Consider the following 24,037-nt stretch of genomic DNA (forward strand, 5'->3'; position numbering starts at 1 on the left):
AGCCGATAAAGGCTCTTTTTAATGGGGAATAGGATATGCAAGACATTGTTTTAATTCATGGCACATGGTGCTCTGGGAAGGTCTGGGGACGTTTTGCCACTCAACTAGAGCGGTTTGGATGTCGCGTCCACACGCCAAGCCTACGTTATCACGACCTACCTTATGACGAGGTTGCTGAAAAAGTTGGTGCTCTCAGTCTCCAAGATTATACAGATGATTTGGTTGACCTTGTCAACAGTTTAGAACAGCCACCCCTTTTACTGGGGCACTCCTTAGGTTGCTTACTCGCTCAGATGGTTGCCGAACGCACGCCTGTCGCTGGGATGATCCTGATGGGACCTGCTCCAACTGCAGATATTTTTTCGCTTTACCCGACGATGATTCGCTGTTTTATCAAGCATTTTCTGCGTTGGGGCTTTTGGAAAAAGGCCATGCCACCTTATAAGGATGAGTTCTTCCGCTACTGCCTCAATGCCCAAGACGACGCCATCAAGGAGGACTTGTTCAAGGATTTGGTACCGGAATCTGGTAAGGTCTATACTCAAATAGCCTTTCCTTTTCTGGATAATAGCCGAGCTGGTCGGGTAGACTTTCATAAAATCTCTTGTCCTGTACTTGTCATCACAGGTAGTGAGGACAAGATGACCGTCTCTGCTATTGCCCGAAAAACTGCTAAAAATCATAAAGACTCTGTACTCGTCTCCATCACGGGAGCTGACCACATGTACGAGTCCGGGAAATTCCAAAATCAGACACTTCGGGTAATCAAGCATTGGCTAACAGATAAAAACTTTATCTAAAATATCTAAAAAGCAGTTGGATACGATGTCCCACTGCTTTTATGTCGATGTCGTGATGATAGCATCTCAGGTCAAATCTTTATTGACGGAAAAAATGTTCCCCAGAATCAGCAGTCGTCGGCATGTGTCCCATTTCAAGATGGTCTTGGTCACTTACTTCACCAAGAATATTAGGAACACCTGCTGGAACGATTGATAAAACAATCCCTCCTTGACGCTCGCCGTTGTTATAGAAGCCAATGGAAGCACCTACACGCCCCGACTCATTAAGATTTTGTGATTCAATCAGATTATACTGATTAGGATCTGACTCTCCTTCTGTCTCAAAAATCAGTTTATCTCCTTCAATCACAACTGTTTTACCGTTGACATTTGCCCAAGTTCCTGCAATTGAGCTAAAGTCTCCAGCCACGATAGCATCCAGATTAAAGGTACTGGTTGTTGCAGTTGAAGACGCCGTTTCAGAAGTTTTTGAAGAACCCGTTTCAGCAGTGGTTGAACCAGTGTCAGTAGCTTTAGAGGTGACCTCAGTCGCTTGTGAGGTGGTCGATTTTTCTTTTGAAGATAACTGACTCGTTTTTGTGACACTTGATGAGGCTGTGGTGGTGGTTGCTTCTTTTTTACCGCAGGCTGTCAAGGTTGCAACGCTGGTTAGAAGACCTAATAGTAGGACGGTTTTTGAAATTTTTGCTATTTTAGACATGAGTGTCATCCTTTCCATAAATAATTTAGTTAATTGGGATATAGCGTCGAACCCCGCTTCGACTGATATAGCTCAGCCATTGGCGCCCTTCCGCCGTCAACGTACGGTCATAGTTAACCGTTTCTCCTGCATAGTAGTGATCAATAGTTGCCGAAGCTAGGCTTGGCTGGTTTTTAATCGGCTGAGTTGTGGTAAAGCGATAGGTGCCACTGGATGGCAAGCTTGGAGCTGGTGCAACTTTTTCAACAACTGTTGTTGTGCCACCCACACCTTTTAATTGCCCATCTGCTTGCTGGTAATAGAGATGAATATGATAAGTGCCTGTGTCAGACTTGTGCTGGCTATTTTTCACAGAAACCTTATAGGTGTTATTCCCTTGAGCTTGTGCGACATACCAGATGATATCGTCCTGTCCGTTCTTATCTGACCAGATCGGCACTTTGACTTCTTTGATGCCTTGAGAATGATTGACATTGGTAATCAGAACATCAAAATCACCGGTTTGATTGTTTTTATTTTGAACGTTAATAGTCCCTGTCGTGATAACAGGTGCCAAATCACGAATGGCAACGTAACTACGGCTACCTTTATAGTTGAGGTAACTAATCCACAGTTTCTGGTCGCTCTCAACCAATTTATCATAGTTGGCTTTTTCACCAACCTCGTAGAAATCCAAATCCGCCGCTGCCTGTTTTGGTTCACTCTTGACACCTGAACGCTGGGTAAAGGTGTAGGTGCCCTGAGCTGGCAAGTTATGTGAGGCCTGAGGTGCTGCTGGTGCTGGGGTTGATGGTGTATTGGTTTTTGAGGTTAAATCCTTAAAATGGATATAGCCTGTAAAACTGCTTTTGTGAACAGTACGGCTATTGTAGGCATAACGTTTACCGTAGTTATATTCTTCTACAGTGACCATGTCACCATTGACCGCAGCAACCCAGGCAACATGCCCGTAGCCCCAGTTATCAGGTGCAGCAGCTGACCAGGCAACCGCGCCTAAAACAGGAGACTCGTCAACACGATAACCTTCTGATCTTGCCCGATTTCCCCAGGCCTCAGCATTGCCATAAGCGCGTGGTAGTTCAAATTTATTGACCGCACTGAGGCGATGAGCAACAAAGGAAGTGCAATTGCGCATATACATGCCCCAATCATCAATGTTGCTATCTGGATCTAAGTTCTTCCATTTTGCTGGGTAGGTATCACCTAGGGCGCCAGCTGCTCTGGTTGATGTTCGAAAAGCGGTGCGACTAGACGGCGTCAGACTCGGCTGAACGGTTTGTCTTGCTGGAGCTGGTTTAGGCTGTTGGTCTGGAGTTTGCTGTTGCTCAGTCACTGGAACTGTTGGTGCTACCGTTTCGGTTGGTTTCGACAATTCCTTCTTGTGGTCTATCGTCTCAACCGTTTTGTCAATAGCAGAGCTCAGCTCTTTTGGATTGGCCACTGTTCCACTCGTTTTTAACGTAGCAACTTCTGCTACGCTAGCTGCTGCGTCAGTTTCTAGTGACTGGGTTGATGAGGTAACTACTGGGGTCTGATATTCAGACCTTTCTTTGGTATCCTGCTGATTCGTCACAACTAGCCCATCTTTTTTGACCTCTTCAAGAGTTGTTTGTGGTGAGTCATTCGTCGCAGACCCAGCTGACGCAATATCTAAACCAGCTACAGGCTCCGACTGGTCAGTGGTAGCCTCTCCGATTTGAACAAGGCTTATTGTTGCCGAATTGGCTGATGAGGAAAGCTCATCAGCTGAAACATGAGCTGCTCCTAAAAAGGTTAAGCTAGCAACCAAAACCGAGCAAGCACCTACAGCATACTTGCGGATAGCAAAGCGATTAAGTTGAGAATGTGTGAACATGTCATCTCCTTTTATTGATTTTTTCTGTTGACACCTAACTATTCGTAAAAGGCCGTTAAAAAAATCAATGTTAAGGAAATTTTTTAGTTCTAGTTTTAACTTAACTTAATAGACTCACCACCCCTCTGTAGAGCCAAAGACCGCCATAGACGAGTACCCCAGAGAGGATATTGGTCAAAATGATCAAGCCTAACAGGCTTAACAAACGTTGCCAGAGAGGCTGAGTTTTCCCTGCTTGGCGTTTACGATAACTGGCATAGAGGCCTGCAAAGATGATGAGGTGCAATAGCAACATACCCAGCAATCCCCACCAGCCCAAAACAAAGGCAGGACCAAAAATGAACATCACATACCAGTACCACAAGGGGCTATTAGGTTGTGAGAGAATTGGATCAAGCATAGAAACCTCCTGTTTTCTTAGTTACTGACGATTTTAGCGCTCTGCTATTTCCCAAAACATCAAGATAAAAAATATGGACTACTGTTCAGACAAACATTATTTCGCTTTCAGTGCTGATAAAATCTGTGTCCGAATGTCATCAATCCCTTGAGGTGTGCTCGGTAGAAAAATGGTCTGGCTACCAGAACTAGCAAAAGTATTGAGCGTGTCCAGATATTGGTTGGTCAAGAGAATAGACATAATCTGCTCCTCAGTCAAACTGATGTTAGCATCTTTGAGTTCTTGAATAGAATCTGCCAAACCGTCCACGATAGCCTTACGTTGCTCAGCAATACCGACCCCGTGTAGGCGATCTTTTTCAGCCTCTGCCTCAGCAGCAGTTACGATTTTAATCTTGTCTGCATTGGCAAGCTCCTGAGCGGCCACACGTTTACGTTGGGCAGCATTGATTTCGTTCATGGACTGCTTAACTTCGGCATCTGGCTCAACCTTGGTAATTAGGGTTTTGACGATGATGTAGCCGTAGCTGGACATTTCCTCAGCCACCTGATGTTGCACTTCAAGGGCGATTTCGTCTTTTTTCTCAAAGAGTTCGTCCAAGGTTAATTTCGGTACAGAAGAACGCAGGGCATCCTCGATATAGGACTTGATTTGTTCCTCTGGTCGCATGAGTTTATAGTAGGCGTCCATCACGTTTTGTTCATCAACGCGGTACTGGGTCGCGACATTCATGGTCACAAACACGTTGTCGTTGGTCTTGGTTTCCACCACCATATCGTTTTGCAAGACACGCAACTGGATGCGGGCAGCGATATTGTCAATACCAAAGGGTAAACGCAGGTGAATACCTGACGTTGCTGTTTTTTGGTATTTACCAAAGCGCTCGATGATAACCACCGTCTGCTGGCGCACCACATAAAGGGTGCTAGCGATAATCCCTATCACAAAAAATAGGAATAAGATGAGAAAAATGAGTTGAAATGGCATCAAACTGTCCTCCTTTTCATTAGTTATGATGATAGATTTAGTATACGCTTTTTAACAAAAATTTGCAAGTAAAAACCGGTTGCCAGTGTTTAGATGAAGTGTCTCTATGTGGCAAAATAACCAAGGTATGCTATAATAGTCCTTATGGATAAATTGATAAAAACAATCGCAGAAAACGGGGCTTTCCGAGCTTATGTCTTGGACGCCACCGAAACCGTTAGAGCTGCTCAAACCGCTCACCAAACCATGTCATCGTCCACTGTTGCCTTAGGGCGTGCCTTGATTGCTAACCTCATTCTAGCAGCCAACCAAAAAGGAGACAGCAAGGTGACCCTTAAAGTCATCGGTGATAGTTCTTTTGGTCACATCATCTCCGTTGCGGACACCAAGGGGACAGGCAAGGGCTACATTCAAAATCGCGGAGTGGATATTAAAAAGACCTCTACTGGCGAGGTCTTGGTCGGACCTTTCATGGGACAGGGGCATTTCATCGTCATCACTGATTATGGGACAGGCAACCCTTATACCTCAACAACACCACTCATCACAGGTGAAATTGGTGAAGATTTTGCCTACTACCTGACAGAAAGTGAGCAGACCCCATCTGCTGTCGGTCTCAACGTCCTCTTGGACGATAAGGACCAGGTGAAGGTCGCAGGAGGGTTCATGCTCCAAGTCCTGCCTGGTGCCAAGGAAGTTGACATCGCCCGCTTTGAAAAACGCCTGCAAGAGATGCCAGCCATCTCCACCCTCCTCAGTAGTAGCCAACCACTCGATGCTCTGCTATCCGCCATTTATGGCGACGACCCCTATAAACGCCTAAGCGAGGAGCCGATTGCCTTTGCTTGCGATTGCTCTCGCGAGCGCTTCGAGGGGGTGTTGATGACTCTTTCGACCAGAGATTTAAGGGACATGGCAGAGCAGGACCACGGTGCAGAGATTGTCTGTCAGTTCTGCCAGACCACCTACTCCTTTACTGAAAATGACCTAGAAAGATTGATTGATGAGCAAACTTAATTCCTCTTTTATGATTGGGAACGTTGAGATTCCCCACCGTACTGTTTTAGCCCCCATGGCAGGGGTAACCAACTCCGCTTTCCGCACCATCGCTAAGGAGTTTGGTGCAGGGCTAGTGGTCATGGAGATGGTCTCTGATAAAGGGATTCTCTACAACAATGCCAAAACCCTGCACATGCTCCACATCGATGAGAATGAGCACCCCATGTCTATCCAAGTCTTCGGTAGTGATGGGGATAGTCTCGCTCGAGCAGCTGAGTTTTTACAAAAACACACCAAAGCAGATATGTTAGACATCAACATGGGCTGCCCTGTCAACAAAATCGTGAAAAATGAAGCAGGAGCCATCTGGCTCAAAGACCCCGAGAAGATTTACTCTGTCATCAGTACGGTTAAAAAAGCAATTGACATCCCACTGACGGTCAAAATGCGGACAGGCTGGGCAGATAGTTCTCTAGCGGTTGAAAATGCCCTTGCAGCTGAGTCTGCTGGTGTGTCAGCCCTCGCCATGCACGGTCGAACCCGTAAGCAGATGTACACCGGAACCTGCGACCATGAGACCCTGGATCGGGTAGCCAAGGCCATCACCAAAGTTCCCTTTATCGGTAATGGTGATATTCGCTCCGTTGATGAAGCTAAGTTTATGATTGACGAGGTCGGTGCAGATGCAGTGATGATTGGTCGTGGCGCGCTAAATAACCCTTACCTCTTCACCCAGATTAACCATTATTTCGAGACTGGTGAGGTCTTGCCTGATTTACCTTTTGCGAAAAAACTGGGCATTGCCTATGAGCACCTCAAGCGTTTGGTGGCGCTCAAGGGAGAAAAGGTGGCGGTTCGCGAATTTCGAGGTCTCGCCCCTTACTACCTCCGTGGCACATCTGGCGCCGCCAAAATCCGAGGTAGCGTCGCTAAGGCAGAAACCTTAGAACAAGTTGAAACACTGTTTGCAACTATTGATGGGTTTGCTACGGAGTGATGTCACTGGCTTAACCAACAAGATTTGAACAGTAAAAGAGGCTGACATTGACGTCAGCCTTTTTGATTATTCACAAATTATTGTTCCTATGGCCTTAGAAGAGACCAAAAAGTGATGGGCTTTGCTTTTTCGGAGAAAGACTACTTTTCCACCCCTCAGCTTGTTTTCGCGTTGTCCACAACAATGCCCAACCTAGAAGAACAAAGATGACTAGTAACCATTTATGCTCGTCTGTAAATGGATTATTTCCAAAAGCATGGAGCAAGCTTGGACCGATGACCCACAGATAAGGCAGAACCGAACGCCGAGAAGCTTTGTCAAAAATCAATGTAGCCACACCCAAAGTCATCACAGCAGTTAACAACCAGTGAGAAGCGTAAGCCATATCCAGACGGGAGATTGCCTGACTGATTGGTGAACCTGATTTTTCCACAAAAGTTCCTATAAAATAAGTATGGTCCTCTAACAGTTGGAAACCGAGTCCAACGCCCAACCCTGTTACCAACCACGACACCCGATGGCGCAACGAAAACAGGACAATAACAAGCAGGGCTACGCCCATTTTCAGCGTTTCTTCAACAATTGGCGGAGCAATACTTGCTGCCCAAGCATCTAATACGGCATTGTTGCCTAAAAGCTGCTTAAGCACCGCAATCAATTGAAAATTGAGTAATCCTGACAGGGGACCAATTGCTCCTGCACCTACCAAGATAGCAATCGGCAAAATCCAAGCGGGCTGATGATGTTTTTTCAAATAATGCCTTGCCAAAACTATCAAAGGCAGGGCATAGGCAATGAATAGAATCCCCCATGCGCTAAGGAGTTGAACAATCTGCGACCCGTTTAACCCAATACTGATAACAATAAATGCTTCATAGACCAGCCCAAGACCAACAATCAGCAGCAAAAAAATGCTCAATAGTTTTTTCATGATGTTCCTCCGTTTTATGTTTTTGTATTGTCATTGTAAGGCAATCGTCTTAAAGAAACCTTAATGGCCTTCATGACACCAACAACTCATCACGACAATCAAAAAAGAACAGCTACCTGTATAATAAGTAGCTGTTCTCTTTTTATGCCGTCACTATAAATTTTAGTTTCTCGTTTGTGTAGCTAATTTTGAGCGTATTGCCTGCAACTAGGTCACCTGACAAGAGGAGTTCTGCCAACTTGTCCTCCACCTTGGTTTGCAAGGTTCGGCGCAAGGGACGAGCACCCAATGTGGCATCATAACCCGCAGTCGCCAAGTGCGACAGGGCTGATTTCTGGATTTTGAGTGTTATCCCCTGTTCTGCCAGATGGTTAACGAGTGGTTTTACCATAATCTTGACGATGGCTTGCATATCATCTTCGGTTAAGCTGTGGAAGACCAGTTGCTCATCAATCCGATTGAGAAATTCTGGGCGATAAGCTTTTTTCACTTCTTCAGCAATCCGCTGTGCCATGGCGTGATGGTTATGTGCCATTGATTTTGCCCCAAAACCAACTGTCTTATCGTCACGCAAAGCTGTCGCTCCGAGGTTTGAGGTCATAATGATTAAGGTATTTGAAAAATCAACTTTTCGTCCCTTAGTATCGGTTAGCTGACCATCATCCAAAATCTGTAGGAACATGTTGAACACATCTGGGTGTGCTTTTTCAATTTCGTCAAAGAGAAGGACAGCATAGGGCTTGTTGCGTACCTTTTCAGTCAATTCACCGCCTTCATCATAACCGACGTAGCCAGGAGGCGCACCGTTTAGGCGACTAGCTGCAAATTTCTCCATGTACTCGCTCATGTCAAAACGAATCAGAGCCTGCTCATCATCAAACAGAACTTCAGCCAAGGCCTTGGCAAGCTCAGTCTTGCCGACACCAGTTGGACCGAGGAACATAAAGGAGCCAATCGGGCGTTTACCAAGCCTAATCCCTGACTGATTGCGACGGATAGCACGGCTGATCGCTGATACGGCTTCATCTTGACCGATTACGCGCTTATGCAACTCTTGCTCTAACTGCAAGTATTTCTGGCTATCCGCCTGTGTCATCTTGCTAACAGGGATCCCAGATAGTTTGCTGAGGGTCAGCAGAATATCTTCTGTCGTGACCTGAGTAGGGCGTACTGGCTCTTTGACCTCAGCTAAGGCTGCCTTCAACTGCTTAAAGTCACCTGCTATAAGGGCTTCATCAGCCACAGACAAAAGGGGCTGTTCCTCTTGCTTGACCATCTGCTGCACCATAGCACTCGCTTCATCTAACAAATCAATGGCTGAATCAGGGAGCTGCTTGCTGGTTAAATACCGCTTCGCATATTTCACAGCAGTCTCCAGAGCTTCATCACTGATTGTTACACGGTGATAGCGCTCATAACTCTCACGGATTCCTTTGAGAATAGCCAAGCTATCAGCCAAACTAGGCTCATCAACAATAATTTTCGCAAAACGGCGTGCAATAGCGGCATCCTTTTCAATGTGTTTTTGGTACTCATTGAGTGTCGTTGCCCCAACCAAATGCAGAGTGCCACGAGATAGAGCAGGTTTCAAAATGTTAGCGGTATCAAGTGTGCTGTCAATGCCTGAACCTGACCCCATAATGGTATGCAGCTCATCAATGAAGAGAATAATATCGCCTGCTGTCTCAATTTCCTCAATGATTTTTTCCATTCGCTCCTCAAAATCACCACGAAAACGAGTGCCAGCAATAACACTCATCATATCAAGCTCCAGCACACGTTTACCCAGTAGCTCATAAGGTACTTCTCCGTGGACAATCCGCTGCGCTAAACCGTAAGCAAGAGCTGTCTTTCCGACACCTGCTTCTCCCACCAAAACAGGATTATTTTTGGTCTTTCTGCTCAGCACCTTAATCATTCGAGTGATTTCCTCATCACGACAGATGATTGGGTCAAGGTTCCCACGTCTAACCTCCTCAGTCAAATCTCGGGTGTAATCTTCCAAATCCCCGACAGGAGTTGTCATGGCTCCGCCCATCATATGAAACTGGCTCATCTTAGCTTTACGCCCATGCTTGAGGTCGTAAATCTCCTTCACTTGGTCCTTGGTCAGTCCAGAATGACCTGCTAAAACATTTCTAAGGGCTGATAGGCGTAAACCAGATGTCTTGCTATTTCCAGAAACAAAGCCAACAGCCTCTAAAATTTGGTAGGGCAAGAGGTCTTTGTTAAGCAACATGGCAAATAGCAGGTGCTGACTACCGATTTCCTTATCATTAACCAAGGTAGCAATTTGTTCCGCATCTTGAAAAAGAAGGCGACTGCCTTTGGATAAGGGCAATAGGTGTTTGGCACTTTTGGGGCGTCTCAATTCAGGTTGTTTCTCTAAAACATGTAGGGCCACGGCTTCAAATTCCTTATAGGAAACAACGTCGTCAAATTCTGCGAACGCTAAACTTGCTACAGAATCAGGAATCACCACCATGGCTAACAATAAATGCCAACTTTCAATAGACTGGCTCTTATACCGTGTTGCCTGATATTGGGCAAAATCAAGAATTTCCTTTAATTTTAATGAGTAATCCATAACCTATCCTTTTCTATCTAAGCGTTGGAGCAGACGGCGCAACATTTCTGCGCGTAGACGTGATCCTTCAGTGCCTAACAGGTCGTCTGTTGCTAAACTGAGAACAAGCTGGCCTTCTCGTCGTGTGATGAGGTTTTCATCACTTAAATAGTCCAACAACTCAGCAAAAATCTGCTCACTGAGCTGGTCTCCAATGCTTTCCATTAAATTGCAGAGCAAATGGTGCTGGTCTGAGAAGGTCAGCCGCGCAATCCGAATATAACCTCCGCCGCCTCGCTTACTTTCGACCAAGTACCCTCGACTCTCCGTAAAGCGTGTTTTAAGAACATAGTTGATCTGACTAGGCACCACGCGGAAGGTATCCGCTATATGGGAACGCTTGATTTCAGCCATTCCTGTTCTCTCTAAAATTTCTTTTATGTATTCTTCAATATGATCCGATGTGTTTTTTAGTGGCATGCCAACACCCTTTCTTTGGAAATCAGGTGCTTCATGTAAGACCTGATTTCATCTGACTATCTTTGACCATTATACCATAGAATGACCGATTTACGCCACCACAAGCTACAAACTGCATCAGATAAGGCTTTTCAACTGCTATCGAAACCACTTTAGTCTATTTTAGCACACGAATGGAGTAATAAATTTTTCGATAGACAAGATGAGTTTACGACCTTTGGACAAGGGCTTCCTAAAAAATACCAACTGCGTTTAGAACACGCAAAAAGCCCTCTGGATTGCTCCCGAAGGGCTATAGACCACCAAGTCGTCAGTACCAACCCAAAAAGTCGTGTAAAGCTTCTTCTAGTGATGGAAAAAGGCGCAAGCTGAGGTAGCAAAAAAGGCAAAGTAACGTTAGCAATAGAACTCGTTTTTTCACATTATCATCCTTTCACATGAGTTTATAGGTAGCCCACAATAGCAATGATATGGCAGATAGAGGCGGCGTTAATAAAGAGGTGCCAAATCAGATGATGGTAGGGCATATTTTTCTTACTGTAAAAATACGCCCCTATCGTGTACATCAGGCCACCTGCGACGATCAAGCTGAGAAAGACCGCGTTAGTTGCACGGATAATCTGAGGTAGAAAGAAGACTGCTTGCCAGCCCATTACCAAATAAATGATAAGGCTGAGTTTTGGAATGCGATTTTTGCCTAACACCTTATACAAAATCCCACCGATGACCAAAAACCACTGTAACCCCACCATGAGCCAGCTCTGCCATTTCTCCAAAGCCATCAAAAGGACTGGGGTGTAGGAGCCTGCAATGGCGATAAAAATGCTGGAATGATCGAGGATGCGGAAAACTCGTTTGTGTGGCGAGTCGTAGGCCATGCTGTGGTAGAGGGTCGAGGAGAGAAACATGAGGCTGAGAGCAACGATAAAAACACTGGCACCAAAAGCTAAGGTGACGCCTCCTTTGAGGTAGGTATGAACGGCCACCCAAGGCGATAAGCCCAAAAGCAGTAAAAACATGACACCATGGCTAATAGCATTAGCCAGCTCCTCACCGAACGTCAGGCGTTTCGATAAATTCATACGACCTCCTCTTTATTGTGTTCATTTTATTTTACCATAATAGCTGAGCAAAGAGAGAATTTTACTATCAGCTGGGACATTTATGGTAACTATGTTAAAAAGTTAGACCGGAGCCTAACTTTTATGTCTTATATCAAGCCGATCATCTGCCAGTAGGGAAGGCTGATGAGCAGACCTAAGATATTTAAAATCATATAAACAACAGAGGTTACCATGGCGTGTTTGTTGAGAGCCATCTTATTATTAACAGCGGCTGACGTTGTCAAGTAAGGTGGGTTCATGTAAGGCAAGAACCAGATGTTGATACTTGTCGCTACGATAAAGACCAGAATAACTGGATTGTAAGACAAACCCTCAAAGAATGGAATGAGGATTAAGAGGAAAATGGTACTTGAAGTAATCAAAGACACCAAGATAAACTTAGCCGCATAGATAATCAAGGCTAAGACAACGACTGTTAGGAAGGGATTGTCCAAGAGCGGTGTAATCACACCACTCAAGTTAACCTTGAGCCATTCGCTGACACCGACCAAGCCAAGTACCGTTCCTAAACTCATCGCTGTTCCGATAAAAATTGCCACATCCCAGCCAATTGAATTTTTAAATTCGGCAGGTTTCATGACGCCAAACCCAACGAGAACGCTCAAGCTGATAATAGCTGAAATAGAAGCTGAAATCCCAAGTTGACGTTCCAACACCCAGAAAATCAAGGTGATAGCTAGCACAATTGCAGTGATTTTCTCCTCACGGCTCATCGGTCCCAAATCAGCAATTTACTTAAGGATTGTCTCCTTGGACATGGTTTGCTCATTTTTGGGTTTATAAAGGAATTGTAGGGCAAAATAACCGCCAACCATGCTCACAAAAGCCCATGGAATAGCCACCTTGAACCAGTCAGCCCAAGCCAACTGAGCTTGAACATTTTCTGGCAATAAGCCTTTGATGGCGTAGTTAATCGACGTTGCACTAAGGAAAACCGCTCCTGATACCAAGAAGCCCCAGACCATGGACATGAAAATCCCTGCACTCTGATCACTGCCTTCTTCATAGCCGAGAGATTCACTGATACTGCGAGAGATTGGGGCTGCAATGGCTCCCTTGGCATTGGTTGATGGAATAGCTGGTGCTACTGCAGTTCCAGCCACAAAGAGTGCCAAACTTTGACCGCCATAGTTTAGCGGGAAAAACCGCATGATGTTCAAGGCCACCCGCTTAACCAGACCTGTTTTCGTTGCCACAGAGCCAATGCCTAGACCTCCGATAACAATCCACCAGGCTGAACTTGAAAAAACACCAAAAGCTTCATTGAACTGAACAATACCAAGACCTGCCCAGAGGGAAATCATGATGAGACCTGTTGCAAAGTTTGGAATCAAGTCTGCAATCCAAAAGACATTGGCCGTCACAACCGTTCCTAAAACCAACATAGCTTCCCTGCTCAACCCTTCTGGAGCTGGTAAAAAGACGACCAGAATTCCTGCTAAAATTCCTAAGATACCTGTTATTAATTTCTTATTCATACGTTCCTCCTATTACTTCTGGGTTAACAGCTGACGCTGGAATAGTCCCGTTAAAGAAGTCGATGACATTTTGTACAGCTCCAAAGGAAAGAGCTTCCGTCGCTTCTACTGTTGTCCCTGCAATGTGGGAAGTGAGAAGTACGTTCGGTGCTGTTAAAATAGGGTTATCTGGCAGTGGCGGTTCAACTTCAAACACGTCCAAAGCAGCACCGGCGATTTCGCCATCTTCTAAAGCCTTAGCAAGGGCAATTTCGTTGACAATGCCGCCACGTCCAGCGTTGATGAGGTAAGCAGTCTCTTTCATCCAACCCAGCTCTTTGGTACTGATAAAGTCGTGCGTTTCAGGTGTCAGAGGCATGCAGATGGAGATAAAATCAGCTTCTTTATAAAGGGTTTTTAAATCCGTTGAAATCTCAATATCGGCTTCCTTGACAAATGGGTCGTAAGCCACAATTGACATCCCTAGAGCCTGTGCAATCTTGCTCAACTCACGTCCGATAGCTCCGTAACCTAAAATCACCAAGCGTTTACCACGGATTTCAGAACCATTGAGACCGTAGGTATTAGCCAGACCAATCAGCGATACGCCATCGCCAGTCATCTTACCTGCACGGAAATGCTGATCAGACTTATAAATCCGACGAGACAATGCCAAAATCATGGTCAGGTGGTATTCTGCCACTGAGTAGGCATTGGCACCATTAACCTTGGCAACCAAAACACCCTGCTGATTAGCACTGGCCAGGTCAATATTGTTGATTCCCGTCGCATGACGAGAAATGAGCTTGAGTTGCTTACTAGCTTCAATAACGCTTGCAGGCATGGGACTAGATCGCAGAATAACTGCATCGGCATCGACAATCTGTTCAGCCATTGTCACAATATCTGTTGCTGGTGAGGTTACCACTTCGAATCCCTTATCAACAAGCAACTGCTCAGCTTTAGAACTAATTGGTTCACTTAACAAAATTTTCGTCATTTGAAACTCCTTTTCATCTTTTTTACAAAATAATTATATCACAAACACAACTGTTAAGCGACCGCTTTCTCAATCATGGAAAAATTATGACATCAGGTTAACAACTACTAGAATTTCTTGTTTTTATGATAAACACAACAACTGTAAGCAGGCGTTATGCTCATTTTTTTATTTTTTTGATATAATGGAAAGGAACTTCTAATTTAGAAAAGGACATTTCATGAAACTGATTTCTTGGAACATTGATTCCTTAAACGCTGCTCTGACATCTGACAGCCCACGGGCTCTGCTGTCTCGGGCGGTGATAGACACGCTCGTCGCTGAAAATGCTGATATCATCGCTATTCAGGAGACCAAATTATCCGACAAGGGACCGACCAAAAAACACTTGGAAGTTTTGGAAAGCTACTTCCCAGACCACGCTATCGTCTGGCGGTCTTCTTGTGAACCAGCTCGTAAGGGGTACGCAGGGACCATGTTTCTCTACCGCAAGTCGCTGAGCCCAATCGTCACTTTCCCTGAAATCGGCTCACCAACCACCATGGACAGCGAAGGGCGCATCATTACCCTTGAGTTTGATGACTGTTTTGTCACGCAAGTCTACACCCCAAATGCTGGCGATGGTCTCCGTCGCCTGGCTGACCGCCAAATCTGGGACGAAAGATACGCTGACTACCTCGCTAAGCTGGATGCTATCAAACCCGTCCTTGCCACAGGAGATTACAATGTTGCCCACAAGGAAATCGACCTTGCCAACCCCGCCAGCAACCGCCAGTCCCCCGGCTTTACTGATGAAGAGCGTGCTGGCTTTACCAATCTGCTGGCAACAGGTTTCACAGATACCTTCCGCCACCTCCACGGTGATGTGACAGGCGCCTACACCTGGTGGGCACAGCGTAGCCGCACTAGCAAAATCAACAACACAGGCTGGAGAATCGACTACTGGCTTGTCAGCGACCGCATTGCTGGCAAGGTCACTAAGTCTGATATGATTGACTCTGGTACTCGCCAAGACCATACCCCGATTGTCATGGAGATTAAGTGGTAAAGTAGCAACACCATCAACACCCCTCAGCAATAAGGCTGAAGGGTGTTTTGTTCTTTAGTCTGCACTAGGCAACGGTGCAAGTCATCCTTGATATTTCTTACCTACTTTGTACCGCGACGTCTGACGCTCAGTAGTCCGAGTGCCGCAAGCATACCGCCAGCACCTAAAACGAGTAAAGCGGGAAAATCACTGGTTTCTGCTTGAGTTGCTGACGCTTTAGGAGAGGAATTTGCGCTCTTCATTTTCTTAGGTTCTGTAGTTATTGGATTTTTGGCACGTTCACTCGCTTGGTGATTTTGAGTAATTGCTTGCGCTGTTTCTGCATTCCTTGACTGTGGGAAAGCAGCTGATATTTGACTATTTTCATCACTTCTTGTAGCAAATTCTCCAGACAGAGAGAGACTACTTGTCAGATTATGTTCTGATGGCCTTGTTCTATCAGCATTCATCAAGCGCTGAGCTATGCCAACATTAAGTAAAGCAGCACCATCTGACGAATCTGGAGTAGGAGTTTCAGCATGTTCACTTGAACCGTCTAAATCAGAGCCATCGTCTACCGAGTCAGCTGGCGCATTAGTTGATTCGCCTGCGCTATCTAAACCAGCACCGCTGGCCTCTGAATCTTCTGGTGAGATCGGGGCAGATATATCAGGCGTATCTAGAGCTGGAGTTTCAGCTTGTTCGCCTGCACCCTCTAAATCAGAACCATTGTCAACCGAGTCAGCTGGCGCATTAGTTGATTCACCTGCGCTACCTGAATCAGTTCCGCTTTCCGATGAATCTTCTGGTGAGGTCGGGGCAGACATATCAGGCGTATCAGCACCATCTGACGAATCTGGAGCTGAAGCTTCATCTTGTTCGCCTGCACTACCTGAATCAGTTCCACTTTCTGATGAATCTTCTGGTGAAGTCGGGGCAGACATATCAGGAGAATCTGGTGCTGGAGTTTCAGTTTGTTTGCCTGCATCCTCTGAACCAGAACCGTTGTCCACCGAGTTAGCTGGCGTATCAGCTGATTCACTTGCGCTATCTGAACCAGCACCACTGTCCGATGAATCTTCTGGTGAGGTCGGAGCGGACACGTCAGGTGTATCAGCACCATCTGACGAATCTGGTGCTGGAGTTTCATCTTGTTTGCCTGCATCCTCTGGGGTCTCAGGGGCTACTGTTGAATCGTCATCTTCTGCTGTACGGTCTTTCAACTTCTCCACCAAGGCCAAGGCGTCGCTAACGTCCTGAACAGTCGCAAACTTATTGGCGAGCACATTTGTTGCATACAACCAAGTATCGTTTTCAATCGTAATTTCTTTAGTGGCTAATAGCTGAGCTAAGGCTGATTTATCAACTGTTCGTGGTTGATAAACTCTGAATTCCTTGATGCCTACTTCATTAGTGCCAGGTTTTCTGGTGACAGATGCAAACTTCACATAACGAGCTTTCTGAGGTCCAAGGTCAAGCGTGACCATTGTCGTCGTGTTTTGGGTGACTTGCTTAACGTCCCTAAAATTAGTCATGTCATCTGACACGGCGATGTTAAAGGCAGTTGCCGCTCTAGAAGCATCAAATACTACCTGTACAGTATCAAAATCAGTTTGTTCACCTAAATCAACGATAAAGTAATCATGGTCATGATTCGATGACTGCCAGCGCCCTTCTGGACCGTCTGTGTCACCATCGGTCAAGCGACCACGATGGTAAGGTTTGATGTGCTGGTTCCAAAAAGCTGACTGATGACGGTAATCATAGACAGGCTTGTGCAAGGCAACATTGACCCGTTCCAGATGTTCATTGCCAACTTCAGTTGCTTCCTGAGTTCGATTATAAACCGTGATAGTTTTGATGTAACCCTCAAATCCCTTGCCGATTTCCTTGATTGGGAGGTTAAATGAGGTTCTAAAGTTCCCACGCGTGCCTAGAGGCAACCCTTCTGTATGACTAAAAGAGGCAATCTGCTCATCGTTCAAGTAAACATTGAGCACTTCTCTGGTCCCTGTTAAGGTCAGTTTGTAGACCTTACCGCTCTCCAGTTTTGGTGCGATGTGTTGTGAATAAAAATAGCGATTAAGATTGAAACCTTCAGCAACTTCACCTGCTTGTGTTCGACCTTTGGCGTTGAGGAACAAGGCTCCATCTTCTGATAAAAGCAAACTCCCCTTGTCAACATTAGTCGGTTTAAAGGTCATCTCAAGGGTGTAAGGCAAGCCCAAGGTCTGCACATCAGTCACCAGATGATTGTCTCCGTCAAATTTTAGCCATTTTTCGCCATCAAGTTCAACGATAGCCGTCCGACCTTCAGAGCGAATCCCCAAGCCGTTGGTTGACAAATCACTGACCTGGTTATCCTGAGCATAGGTCGCACCAATATTTAACAGAACTTCTGTCTTTGTCTGGTAAGGCAGGTAATTGTTGCGGAGGCGTGTGGCTTCAAGGGCTTTCTGATACTCCAAAAAACTCCGAGGTGATTTCCCATTCCAAGTCTTAAAACCAATCATAGCGAGAGATTTTTCCAAACGGTAGTATAAATCGCTCTCCTCAATCCCTTCAGCATGTTCATCGCCCCACATCGCTCCCTTGGCTCCTAAAAGTAAGGGCTCGCCCTCCAATGCCTGGCGCTGGTGACTGGCAACATCCAAATTAAACACGTAAGGCTTCCAGTGGTCGAACACATACTGCTCGTTGATGATGTCTTTATGATTACGCCCGGGTGTGACATAGGTGAAGGGCTGTGGCACATTGACCACTCTAAAACCTTCATTGATACGGTCAACACTCACTGATTCGTACTGAGCCCACTCATCAAAGATAATGTCTTTGGAGACTGGGGTATTTCCTTGGAAAATGCTCAACGCTCCCCAAGTTCTGAGTGTTTTACCATGCTCTCTTGCTAATTCATTCAGCTCATTTAGATAGGTTCTAAAGGCTTCTTTATTACCGTTTTTTTGCCAATATTCATCAACACCGAGATGAATATGGTCATAGGTAAAAATACCTGCATCCAAATAACTGTTCAATAATTCTCGCACAAAACGCTTAGCGCGAGCCGTTTCTTCCGGATACACTTGTTCGTTAATGGCTAGCGCTTCTAAATCATTCGGGTGGTGAATGGGTTGACCAAGATAATCAATCTGGTCAGGATTGTTCAAGGCATAGAGTGAATACACCGCCGAATGCCCTGGTGTGTCGAACTCCACCAGTGTGTTGATCCCAGCTACGCCATTTTGAGCTTGGAATTTCTTGAATTCCTCCAAAGAATAGGCAGGATTGCCATAGGTATCACGGTAAAAATCGTACTCTCCCTCATAACGGTCATGCTTAAACGCTGACTTGTTAAGGCTTGGAAATGCGGTAGATTCCAAGCGATGGGCAGCTTCCGTCTTAGCCCATGCTTCAGCACTTGAGCGCGACCCATCCGGCCACTGGTTATCATTGATATGCAGGTGCAATTCATTGAGTTTATACCAGCGAAAGAGGTGGGAAACTTCCTCTAAAAAGTCCTGTCGCATGGGAATCCGAGCCACATCAAGCAACATGCCACGGATGGCATAATTAGGATAATCGCGATAAACACCCTTGGTCAAGTGCCCTTGCGCCTGTAACATCTGAGCAAGGGTCACGGCGGCATAGTTGAAAGCCTTGGCGTCTTTGGCAAAAACGTCAACCTTGTCCCCAATCCGCATCAAGTAGCCCTCGTCTTTTAGGTCATACTCATCCGTAAGTGTGAAACTAATTGTCGCCTGGTCTGCTGGTGCTGAAGACAATTGGTAGCCCAGAATCGTTTGCAGGTCCTTATTAAACAAGGCTGCCTGCTTAGCCAAGCCATCAGCGACATATAAGGTTGATTGTTCGTCTAGGGTCAGAATCCCTTCGCCAGGTAAAAACTCCTGAATGTCCAAAGCTAGCAAAGGCTTAGCATTTGTTCCTGTCACTGTTTCTTGATGGCTAGCAGGGATATGAATGGTCTTATTCATTTTAGATGGGATGACCAACTCACCCGTCGTTTGATGCCTAGCAGCGACAACCATGACCACGTCCATATCATTGAGGCGGTAGGTAGCCAAACGTCCTTGGTTATCCACGACATATTGATTAGCAGAGCCGATAACCTCATAGATATACTCGTCATCGGTATCTGCCCCAACCAGCACCACACGCCCATCACGAACAATCAGATGAGCTGCTTCTAGCTTGGTGACAGGATCAACAGGTTCTTTAGCGTCTTCTGCCAACCAACCATTGACGCGGATATCCTTGACCGACACCGAATTGCCACCAGCATGGTGATTGATCCGATTGAACTGGAAACGAAGATAGCGATTGACCGCTAAAGGTTGCTCAAATACTAGGCGGTCTGTCAAATCGGCAGCCGTAGCACTGGCAGCTAGATTGGTCGACCGATGAAGCTCTCTAAAGCTCCCCTCTTGACCTGTGGCAGAGGTGAGGAGACTATAGTCTGTCGCATAAACCTTACGAAAAAAATCAATTTCTATAGCAGCTAGCTTGCCATCTGATCCTAAATCAAGCTGTAGCCATTGAGGTGTCTGCATATCGTCTGGACGGTTAGATTTCTTCATCGGCAAGCCTGCCCAACGTGTACTAGCATCCCCATCAAACGCCTGCTCAGGTGACGTGTCCGTCCCTGCCTCCACTCCCGATGCGGTTACTGGACGGTTTAGGGCAATAGCTGTCGCTGGTTTTTCTGGTTCAGTGGTGCTATTAGCAAGCAAGTAACCGTTAAGACGAATATCTTTGACCGAAACAGCATAGCCACTGGCTCCTGCATTCACACGATTGAAACGGATACGGACATGGCGATCGAGGTCTTGTGGTGTTTCTAGAGTAAAGTAATCACTCTGATCTGCAGGACCGTAGTCAGCCAGAGCAGTCCGATGCACGACCTGCCGCCAATCAGCCTCCTGCGCATCCGACTGGCTTGCTGTTAAAACCTCATAATCAGTTGAATAAACGAGACGATAGAAATCAACACGCCCTGAGATCAACTTAGCTTTCTGCCCCAAATCAATCTGCACCCACTGCGGAGTCTGTGGGTCAGTTGCTGAACTCCCCTGTTCTTTCATCTTAGGTGCAGCATAACGTGTCTCAGGATTGTGGTCAAAAGCATAATCGTGGGAAAAACGCTCCAGATCATTCAAATCAACACCTGAACTCATGACCTGCCCTTGTTTATGGTGAATTAAATCTTCAACAAGAGGTTCTCCCTCCTCCAAATTAGCTAGTCGCGTCGATGTTGACAGAGAGGGTTCAGCTAGTTGATTATACTCATCAACTGCTACGGCTCCTAAATTAGTTGTGGTTTCACTGGTCGCTTGCTCTTGAGCAAAGGCAGTGTTGACCCCCAGCAAGAAAGAGCCGATCAGTATAGAACCTGTCCCGACAGCTAATTTTCTGATACCATAACGCTGCCGTTCATCAAATAACCGATGTTTAGCTTTCATCTCACACTTGCTCCTTTTGATGATAATATAGATATTGTAAACGTATACACCATTATTATAAAGCTTACCAAGCAAAAAGTCAACTGATTATATATTGAATTTCCCAACAAAAAACATGCCTACTCTATCAAGTGGCATGTCCTCTATCGTTGATAGCCTCACTTCAGGCGGTCAATCATGACTAAAAAGGGCGGATGATTTTTTTGATTCAGCGGTTGGTAAAGCATAGCGGTAAACACCGTCTGATCTAACTGCTTAACAAAGGCAAGAACACTGTCTTTTTCCATCTCCCCACCCTCGTGACCGTAGTAAATCATTATCGATACTCTACCTCCAACCTCTAGGCGGTCAAGAATTTTTCCCAAAGCACTAATCGTTGTTTCAGGTTGTGTAATAACTGACTTGTCCGCACTAGGTAGATAGCCTAGATTGAAAATAGCTGCCCTCAAGCTGGTTACGTATTGGTCAACTTGCTCATGGCCTGCATGGATAAGGCGTACATTGGTCAAGCCAAGACTAGCCAAGCGCTCTTGAGTCTTGACTAAGGCTAACTCCTGCACATCAAAGGCATAGACCTGACCAGCCAAACCAGCCAGAAAAGCAGTATCATTACCATTACCCATAGTAGCGTCAACTGCTACCGCATCCTTATCTAAAACCTCTGCTAAAAATTCGTGCGACAGATGAATTGGTCGTTGGATCATTTTTTCCTCCAAATACATTGAACTATCGATTCATTTTACCTTATTTTTAGCTAATCTTCTAGTGGTTTAACAAAAAATCCAAAAACTCCTCAAAACTGTGGCTCTACAAAAGACTTATCCGTGGTAATTGATAGGGATCAGACAGTTTTGATGAGGGAATGCCTGTTTGACCAGTGAAGACCAAATCTGTTTGTAAGGACTTAGCAACAGTCAGGGTATCTGCATTGTGATTGCCATAAGGAGTGGCGATGGTGGTGATGTCCTGTTTCAGGAAATCTTTAAGCCTGTTTTTAGCTGTTATAAGTTCCTGCTCTTGGTCTAATAGGCTTAACTGGCTGAGGCGTGGGTGACTTTTGGTATGGTTTTGGATAGCAAAGCCTGCTTGTTCAATATCTAGCAGTTGCTCTTTGGTTAGGTAGTTTGGTTTATCCACCCAATCACTGACGGCAAAGAGGGTCGCTGTTTGTTCATTTGCAGTGAGGATAGGCAAGACATTGTCATAAAAGTCTGCGGTGATGTCATCAAAGGTTAGTAAAATGGGTTTATCTGGTGCGGGTTGATTGCCTAACAAGATGTTCTTGTAGTCTGCTAGACTCAGCGTCGTGTAGCCTTCTTTTTTGAGGTGGGTCATTTGTGCCTCAAAGAGCGATAGAGGATACTCAAAAGGATCATCTGCAGCTGGTTGTTCAACAACCTTGTGGTAGACCAAGACAGGGATTTTTGTCTGACCGATAGGGCTGGTCATTTGGGTCTTAACAGCTAGTCCATCAAGAACAACCTCGGTGACGTCATTCATCGGGCTCTGGTCTTTATAAGGTCTGCCGAGGGCAAATAGTCCAAGAGCTAAAATGGTCAGCGACAAAAGAGTCAGGCTTTTCGTCCAAAATGGGTGATAGACCTGATAGAGAGAAACGACACCGAGTAGGCTCAAACCTGTCAAGCTCCACCAAGGGTGCTCGGTCAACAGAGCAGCAGTTAGTAGCAGGAGGAAGACGATAAGGATTGCTAAGGTTTGTAAAGCTGGTGAGAGATATTTTTTCATGTGAGTTGTCCTTTCAGATTAGTTGCTTAAGACCTTGTCCAAAAAGGCTAAATGCTTGGCATAGACCTCTTGAGCGTAAGGGTTTTTAATGTCCAGCTCAAAGATGTGGTGGAGTTCGATGTCTTTTTTGTCGTAAAACTGGCTCTCAACCCTCACTCCAAGTGCCTTCAAGCGGTCAACCAGCGCCAAATTGGCAGTGGTGAAACTGCCTGTGTTACCATCGCTGATAAAGCTGGCTGGAAAGTTGGCATCCACATGCTTAACGATTGAGGCTTCTTCGGCAATAGCTGCCTGCTCCACATCCAGCACTTGGAAGTGGGAACGGGCAAGTGGTTGAATGAACCAATCAAAGATTGCCCAACCAGTCTCTAAGCCCACTTGAATATCTGACCAAGAGCTAGCACCAATATAGGCTTTGGGAATGAGTTTTGGGCGTAAAGCCAATGGCTTTGGCATAGTCTTTATTCGTCAAGACAAGTGCTAACTGTCCTGCCAGTTGCCCACCAGCCGAATCGCCTGACAAGATGATGCTATCGGGATCAATACTATAGGTGGCCGCCTGTGCGACGACATCAGCCAGTGCTTGGTCGACTTGTGTGAGACCGTCAGGGTAGTGAGAGCTGGTAGTTGATATTGACCACGTTGTAGCCATCCTTGACATAGCGAAAGAGGTAATTCTCACGGTTCCACTTGTCGCCAGCAGCGTAGCCGCCGCCGTGGATGTAGACCAGCGTTACCTTAGCTTGTGGTGTGGTGTAAATGTCCATGGTGTTGTTGGGCAGATGAGATGGATAGGTTAGGTTGGAGTAGTTGATTCTGCCCTTTGATAGCTTTTCGGTGCGCTGGAGGTCGGCTTCTTTTGGGGGTGTTTTTTCGCTGAACAATAGCGGAGCTTGGCGGGTCATGACGTCTGGGTTGATGACATTGTAGGTTAAAAAGAGGTGACCAACTACAAGACCTAGTAGAGCAAGGCTAGCTAAACCACGTCTGACCTTGCCCCAAACGGTTTGAGGAGCTCTGCCATTTTTCAAAAGATGAGAGAGGACAAGGCTCAGGCCTGTCACGCCTGTCAAGGTCGCTGCCAGCATGGCGAGAGGGTAGCGGTCGCTCCACCAATCGATGACTAGAGCAAGGGAACTTGCCAGGCTGAATCCTTTTTGCCAGAGGGCTTGGCTACGCAGGAAGCGGTAGGTGAGGAGGGCTAGCAGGAATGGAACGATAGTCGCAGGCTGGTGGAAAAGGACATACAGCCCGAGGCTGAGGGTGAGGATGAGGCTGTCGATGAGGTAAAGATAGTTCATAAGAGCGTCCTTTCTAGTTTTGACTGTACAAATGTACCACCGATATGGTAGAATAACAAGAAAAAGCCTGAAAAGGCACCCCTTTTCTGTACAATTTTTATAAAGTGTTTTTGTTAAGCGATAACTCGCTTAACCATAGGTGTTTGGTAATCGAGACTACCGTGAATGCGATGATGGTTCCACCAGTGGA

General features: G+C 45.9%; 17 protein-coding genes and 2 pseudogenes. 4 read left to right on the forward strand and 15 right to left on the reverse strand.

Annotated elements, in window-relative coordinates; genetic code table 11:
* The first annotated feature begins 35 nt into the window (after positions 1-35).
* Positions 36-800 (forward strand): alpha/beta fold hydrolase, encoded by a 765-nt coding sequence (locus ACERC7_RS06065; RefSeq protein ID WP_373658853.1) that lies wholly within the window; start codon positions 36-38, stop codon positions 798-800.
* 79 nt (positions 801-879) lie between these two features.
* Here ACERC7_RS06065 and ACERC7_RS06070 read toward each other — a convergent pair whose 3' ends face one another.
* The 4 genes from ACERC7_RS06070 to ACERC7_RS06085 all read right to left on the reverse strand — a co-directional run bounded on the left by ACERC7_RS06070 (position 880) and on the right by ACERC7_RS06085 (position 4,745).
* The gene (locus ACERC7_RS06070) at positions 880-1,503 is read right to left on the reverse strand and encodes a DUF6287 domain-containing protein (RefSeq protein WP_373666413.1); all 624 of its coding nucleotides are present in this window, start codon (positions 1,501-1,503) and stop codon (positions 880-882) included.
* 25 nt (positions 1,504-1,528) lie between these two features.
* Positions 1,529-3,358 carry an SH3 domain-containing protein gene (locus tag ACERC7_RS06075; RefSeq protein WP_373666414.1) on the reverse strand — a complete coding sequence of 610 codons (1,830 nt, stop codon included), beginning with the start codon at positions 3,356-3,358 and terminating at the stop codon, positions 1,529-1,531.
* A gap of 100 nt (positions 3,359-3,458) precedes the next feature.
* Positions 3,459-3,758 carry a hypothetical protein gene (locus ACERC7_RS06080; RefSeq protein ID WP_373666415.1) on the reverse strand — a complete coding sequence of 100 codons (300 nt, stop codon included), beginning with the start codon at positions 3,756-3,758 and terminating at the stop codon, positions 3,459-3,461.
* A 96-nt stretch (positions 3,759-3,854) separates the two neighbouring features.
* Positions 3,855-4,745, reverse strand: coding sequence for an SPFH domain-containing protein (locus ACERC7_RS06085; protein ID WP_373658847.1), 891 nt, complete (start codon positions 4,743-4,745; stop codon positions 3,855-3,857).
* A 144-nt stretch (positions 4,746-4,889) separates the two neighbouring features.
* Here ACERC7_RS06085 and hslO point away from each other — a divergent pair, with 144 nt between their 5' ends.
* Both hslO and dusB read left to right on the forward strand, forming a co-directional pair.
* Complete coding sequence (gene hslO / locus ACERC7_RS06090; RefSeq protein ID WP_373666416.1) at positions 4,890-5,762, forward strand: Hsp33 family molecular chaperone HslO; 873 nt, start codon at positions 4,890-4,892, stop codon at positions 5,760-5,762.
* A complete protein-coding gene (gene dusB / locus ACERC7_RS06095) occupies positions 5,749-6,741 on the forward strand; it encodes a tRNA dihydrouridine synthase DusB (protein WP_373666417.1) in 993 nt (330 codons plus the stop codon). The genes hslO and dusB overlap by 14 nt, the downstream gene beginning before the upstream one ends.
* 94 nt (positions 6,742-6,835) lie before the next feature.
* On the opposite strand, the gene ACERC7_RS06100 is transcribed toward dusB, so the two are convergent.
* From ACERC7_RS06100 to ACERC7_RS06125, 6 genes and pseudogenes are all read right to left on the reverse strand, one after another.
* Positions 6,836-7,672 (reverse strand): PrsW family glutamic-type intramembrane protease, encoded by an 837-nt coding sequence (locus ACERC7_RS06100; RefSeq protein ID WP_373666418.1) that lies wholly within the window; start codon positions 7,670-7,672, stop codon positions 6,836-6,838.
* A gap of 142 nt (positions 7,673-7,814) precedes the next feature.
* Positions 7,815-10,259, reverse strand: coding sequence for an ATP-dependent Clp protease ATP-binding subunit (locus ACERC7_RS06105; protein ID WP_373666419.1), 2,445 nt, complete (start codon positions 10,257-10,259; stop codon positions 7,815-7,817).
* Between the two features lie 3 nt (positions 10,260-10,262).
* The gene (locus tag ACERC7_RS06110; protein WP_373666420.1) at positions 10,263-10,718 is read right to left on the reverse strand and encodes a CtsR family transcriptional regulator; all 456 of its coding nucleotides are present in this window, start codon (positions 10,716-10,718) and stop codon (positions 10,263-10,265) included.
* Between the two features lie 443 nt (positions 10,719-11,161).
* Complete coding sequence (locus tag ACERC7_RS06115) at positions 11,162-11,800, reverse strand: hemolysin III family protein (RefSeq protein WP_373666421.1); 639 nt, start codon at positions 11,798-11,800, stop codon at positions 11,162-11,164.
* Between the two features lie 128 nt (positions 11,801-11,928).
* Positions 11,929-13,320 (reverse strand): annotated as a pseudogene (locus tag ACERC7_RS06120) (SLC13 family permease).
* Positions 13,313-14,299 (reverse strand): hydroxyacid dehydrogenase, encoded by a 987-nt coding sequence (locus tag ACERC7_RS06125; RefSeq protein ID WP_373658839.1) that lies wholly within the window; start codon positions 14,297-14,299, stop codon positions 13,313-13,315. The pseudogene ACERC7_RS06120 and the gene ACERC7_RS06125 overlap by 8 nt, the downstream one beginning before the upstream one ends.
* A gap of 220 nt (positions 14,300-14,519) precedes the next feature.
* Here ACERC7_RS06125 and ACERC7_RS06130 point away from each other — a divergent pair, with 220 nt between their 5' ends.
* Entirely contained in the window at positions 14,520-15,347 is an 828-nt protein-coding gene (locus ACERC7_RS06130) for an exodeoxyribonuclease III (RefSeq protein ID WP_373666422.1), read from the forward strand.
* Positions 15,348-15,448: 101 nt separating this feature from the next.
* On the opposite strand, the gene ACERC7_RS06135 is transcribed toward ACERC7_RS06130, so the two are convergent.
* The 5 genes and pseudogenes from ACERC7_RS06135 to ACERC7_RS06155 all read right to left on the reverse strand — a co-directional run bounded on the left by ACERC7_RS06135 (position 15,449) and on the right by ACERC7_RS06155 (position 23,847).
* Positions 15,449-20,800, reverse strand: coding sequence for a discoidin domain-containing protein (locus ACERC7_RS06135; RefSeq protein ID WP_373666423.1), 5,352 nt, complete (start codon positions 20,798-20,800; stop codon positions 15,449-15,451).
* A gap of 158 nt (positions 20,801-20,958) precedes the next feature.
* Positions 20,959-21,504, reverse strand: coding sequence for a class I SAM-dependent methyltransferase (locus ACERC7_RS06140; protein ID WP_373658836.1), 546 nt, complete (start codon positions 21,502-21,504; stop codon positions 20,959-20,961).
* A gap of 103 nt (positions 21,505-21,607) precedes the next feature.
* The gene (locus tag ACERC7_RS06145) at positions 21,608-22,546 is read right to left on the reverse strand and encodes a polysaccharide deacetylase family protein (RefSeq protein ID WP_373666424.1); all 939 of its coding nucleotides are present in this window, start codon (positions 22,544-22,546) and stop codon (positions 21,608-21,610) included.
* Positions 22,547-22,564: 18 nt separating this feature from the next.
* Complete coding sequence (locus ACERC7_RS06150; protein ID WP_373660314.1) at positions 22,565-23,002, reverse strand: hypothetical protein; 438 nt, start codon at positions 23,000-23,002, stop codon at positions 22,565-22,567.
* Positions 22,944-23,847 (reverse strand): annotated as a pseudogene (locus tag ACERC7_RS06155) (alpha/beta hydrolase). The gene ACERC7_RS06150 and the pseudogene ACERC7_RS06155 overlap by 59 nt, the downstream one beginning before the upstream one ends.
* Positions 23,848-24,037 lie beyond the last annotated feature (190 nt).

The sequence above is a fragment of the Streptococcus sp. E17BB genome (genome assembly GCF_041807725.1).
Taxonomy (GTDB): Bacteria; Bacillota; Bacilli; order Lactobacillales; family Streptococcaceae; genus Streptococcus; species Streptococcus entericus.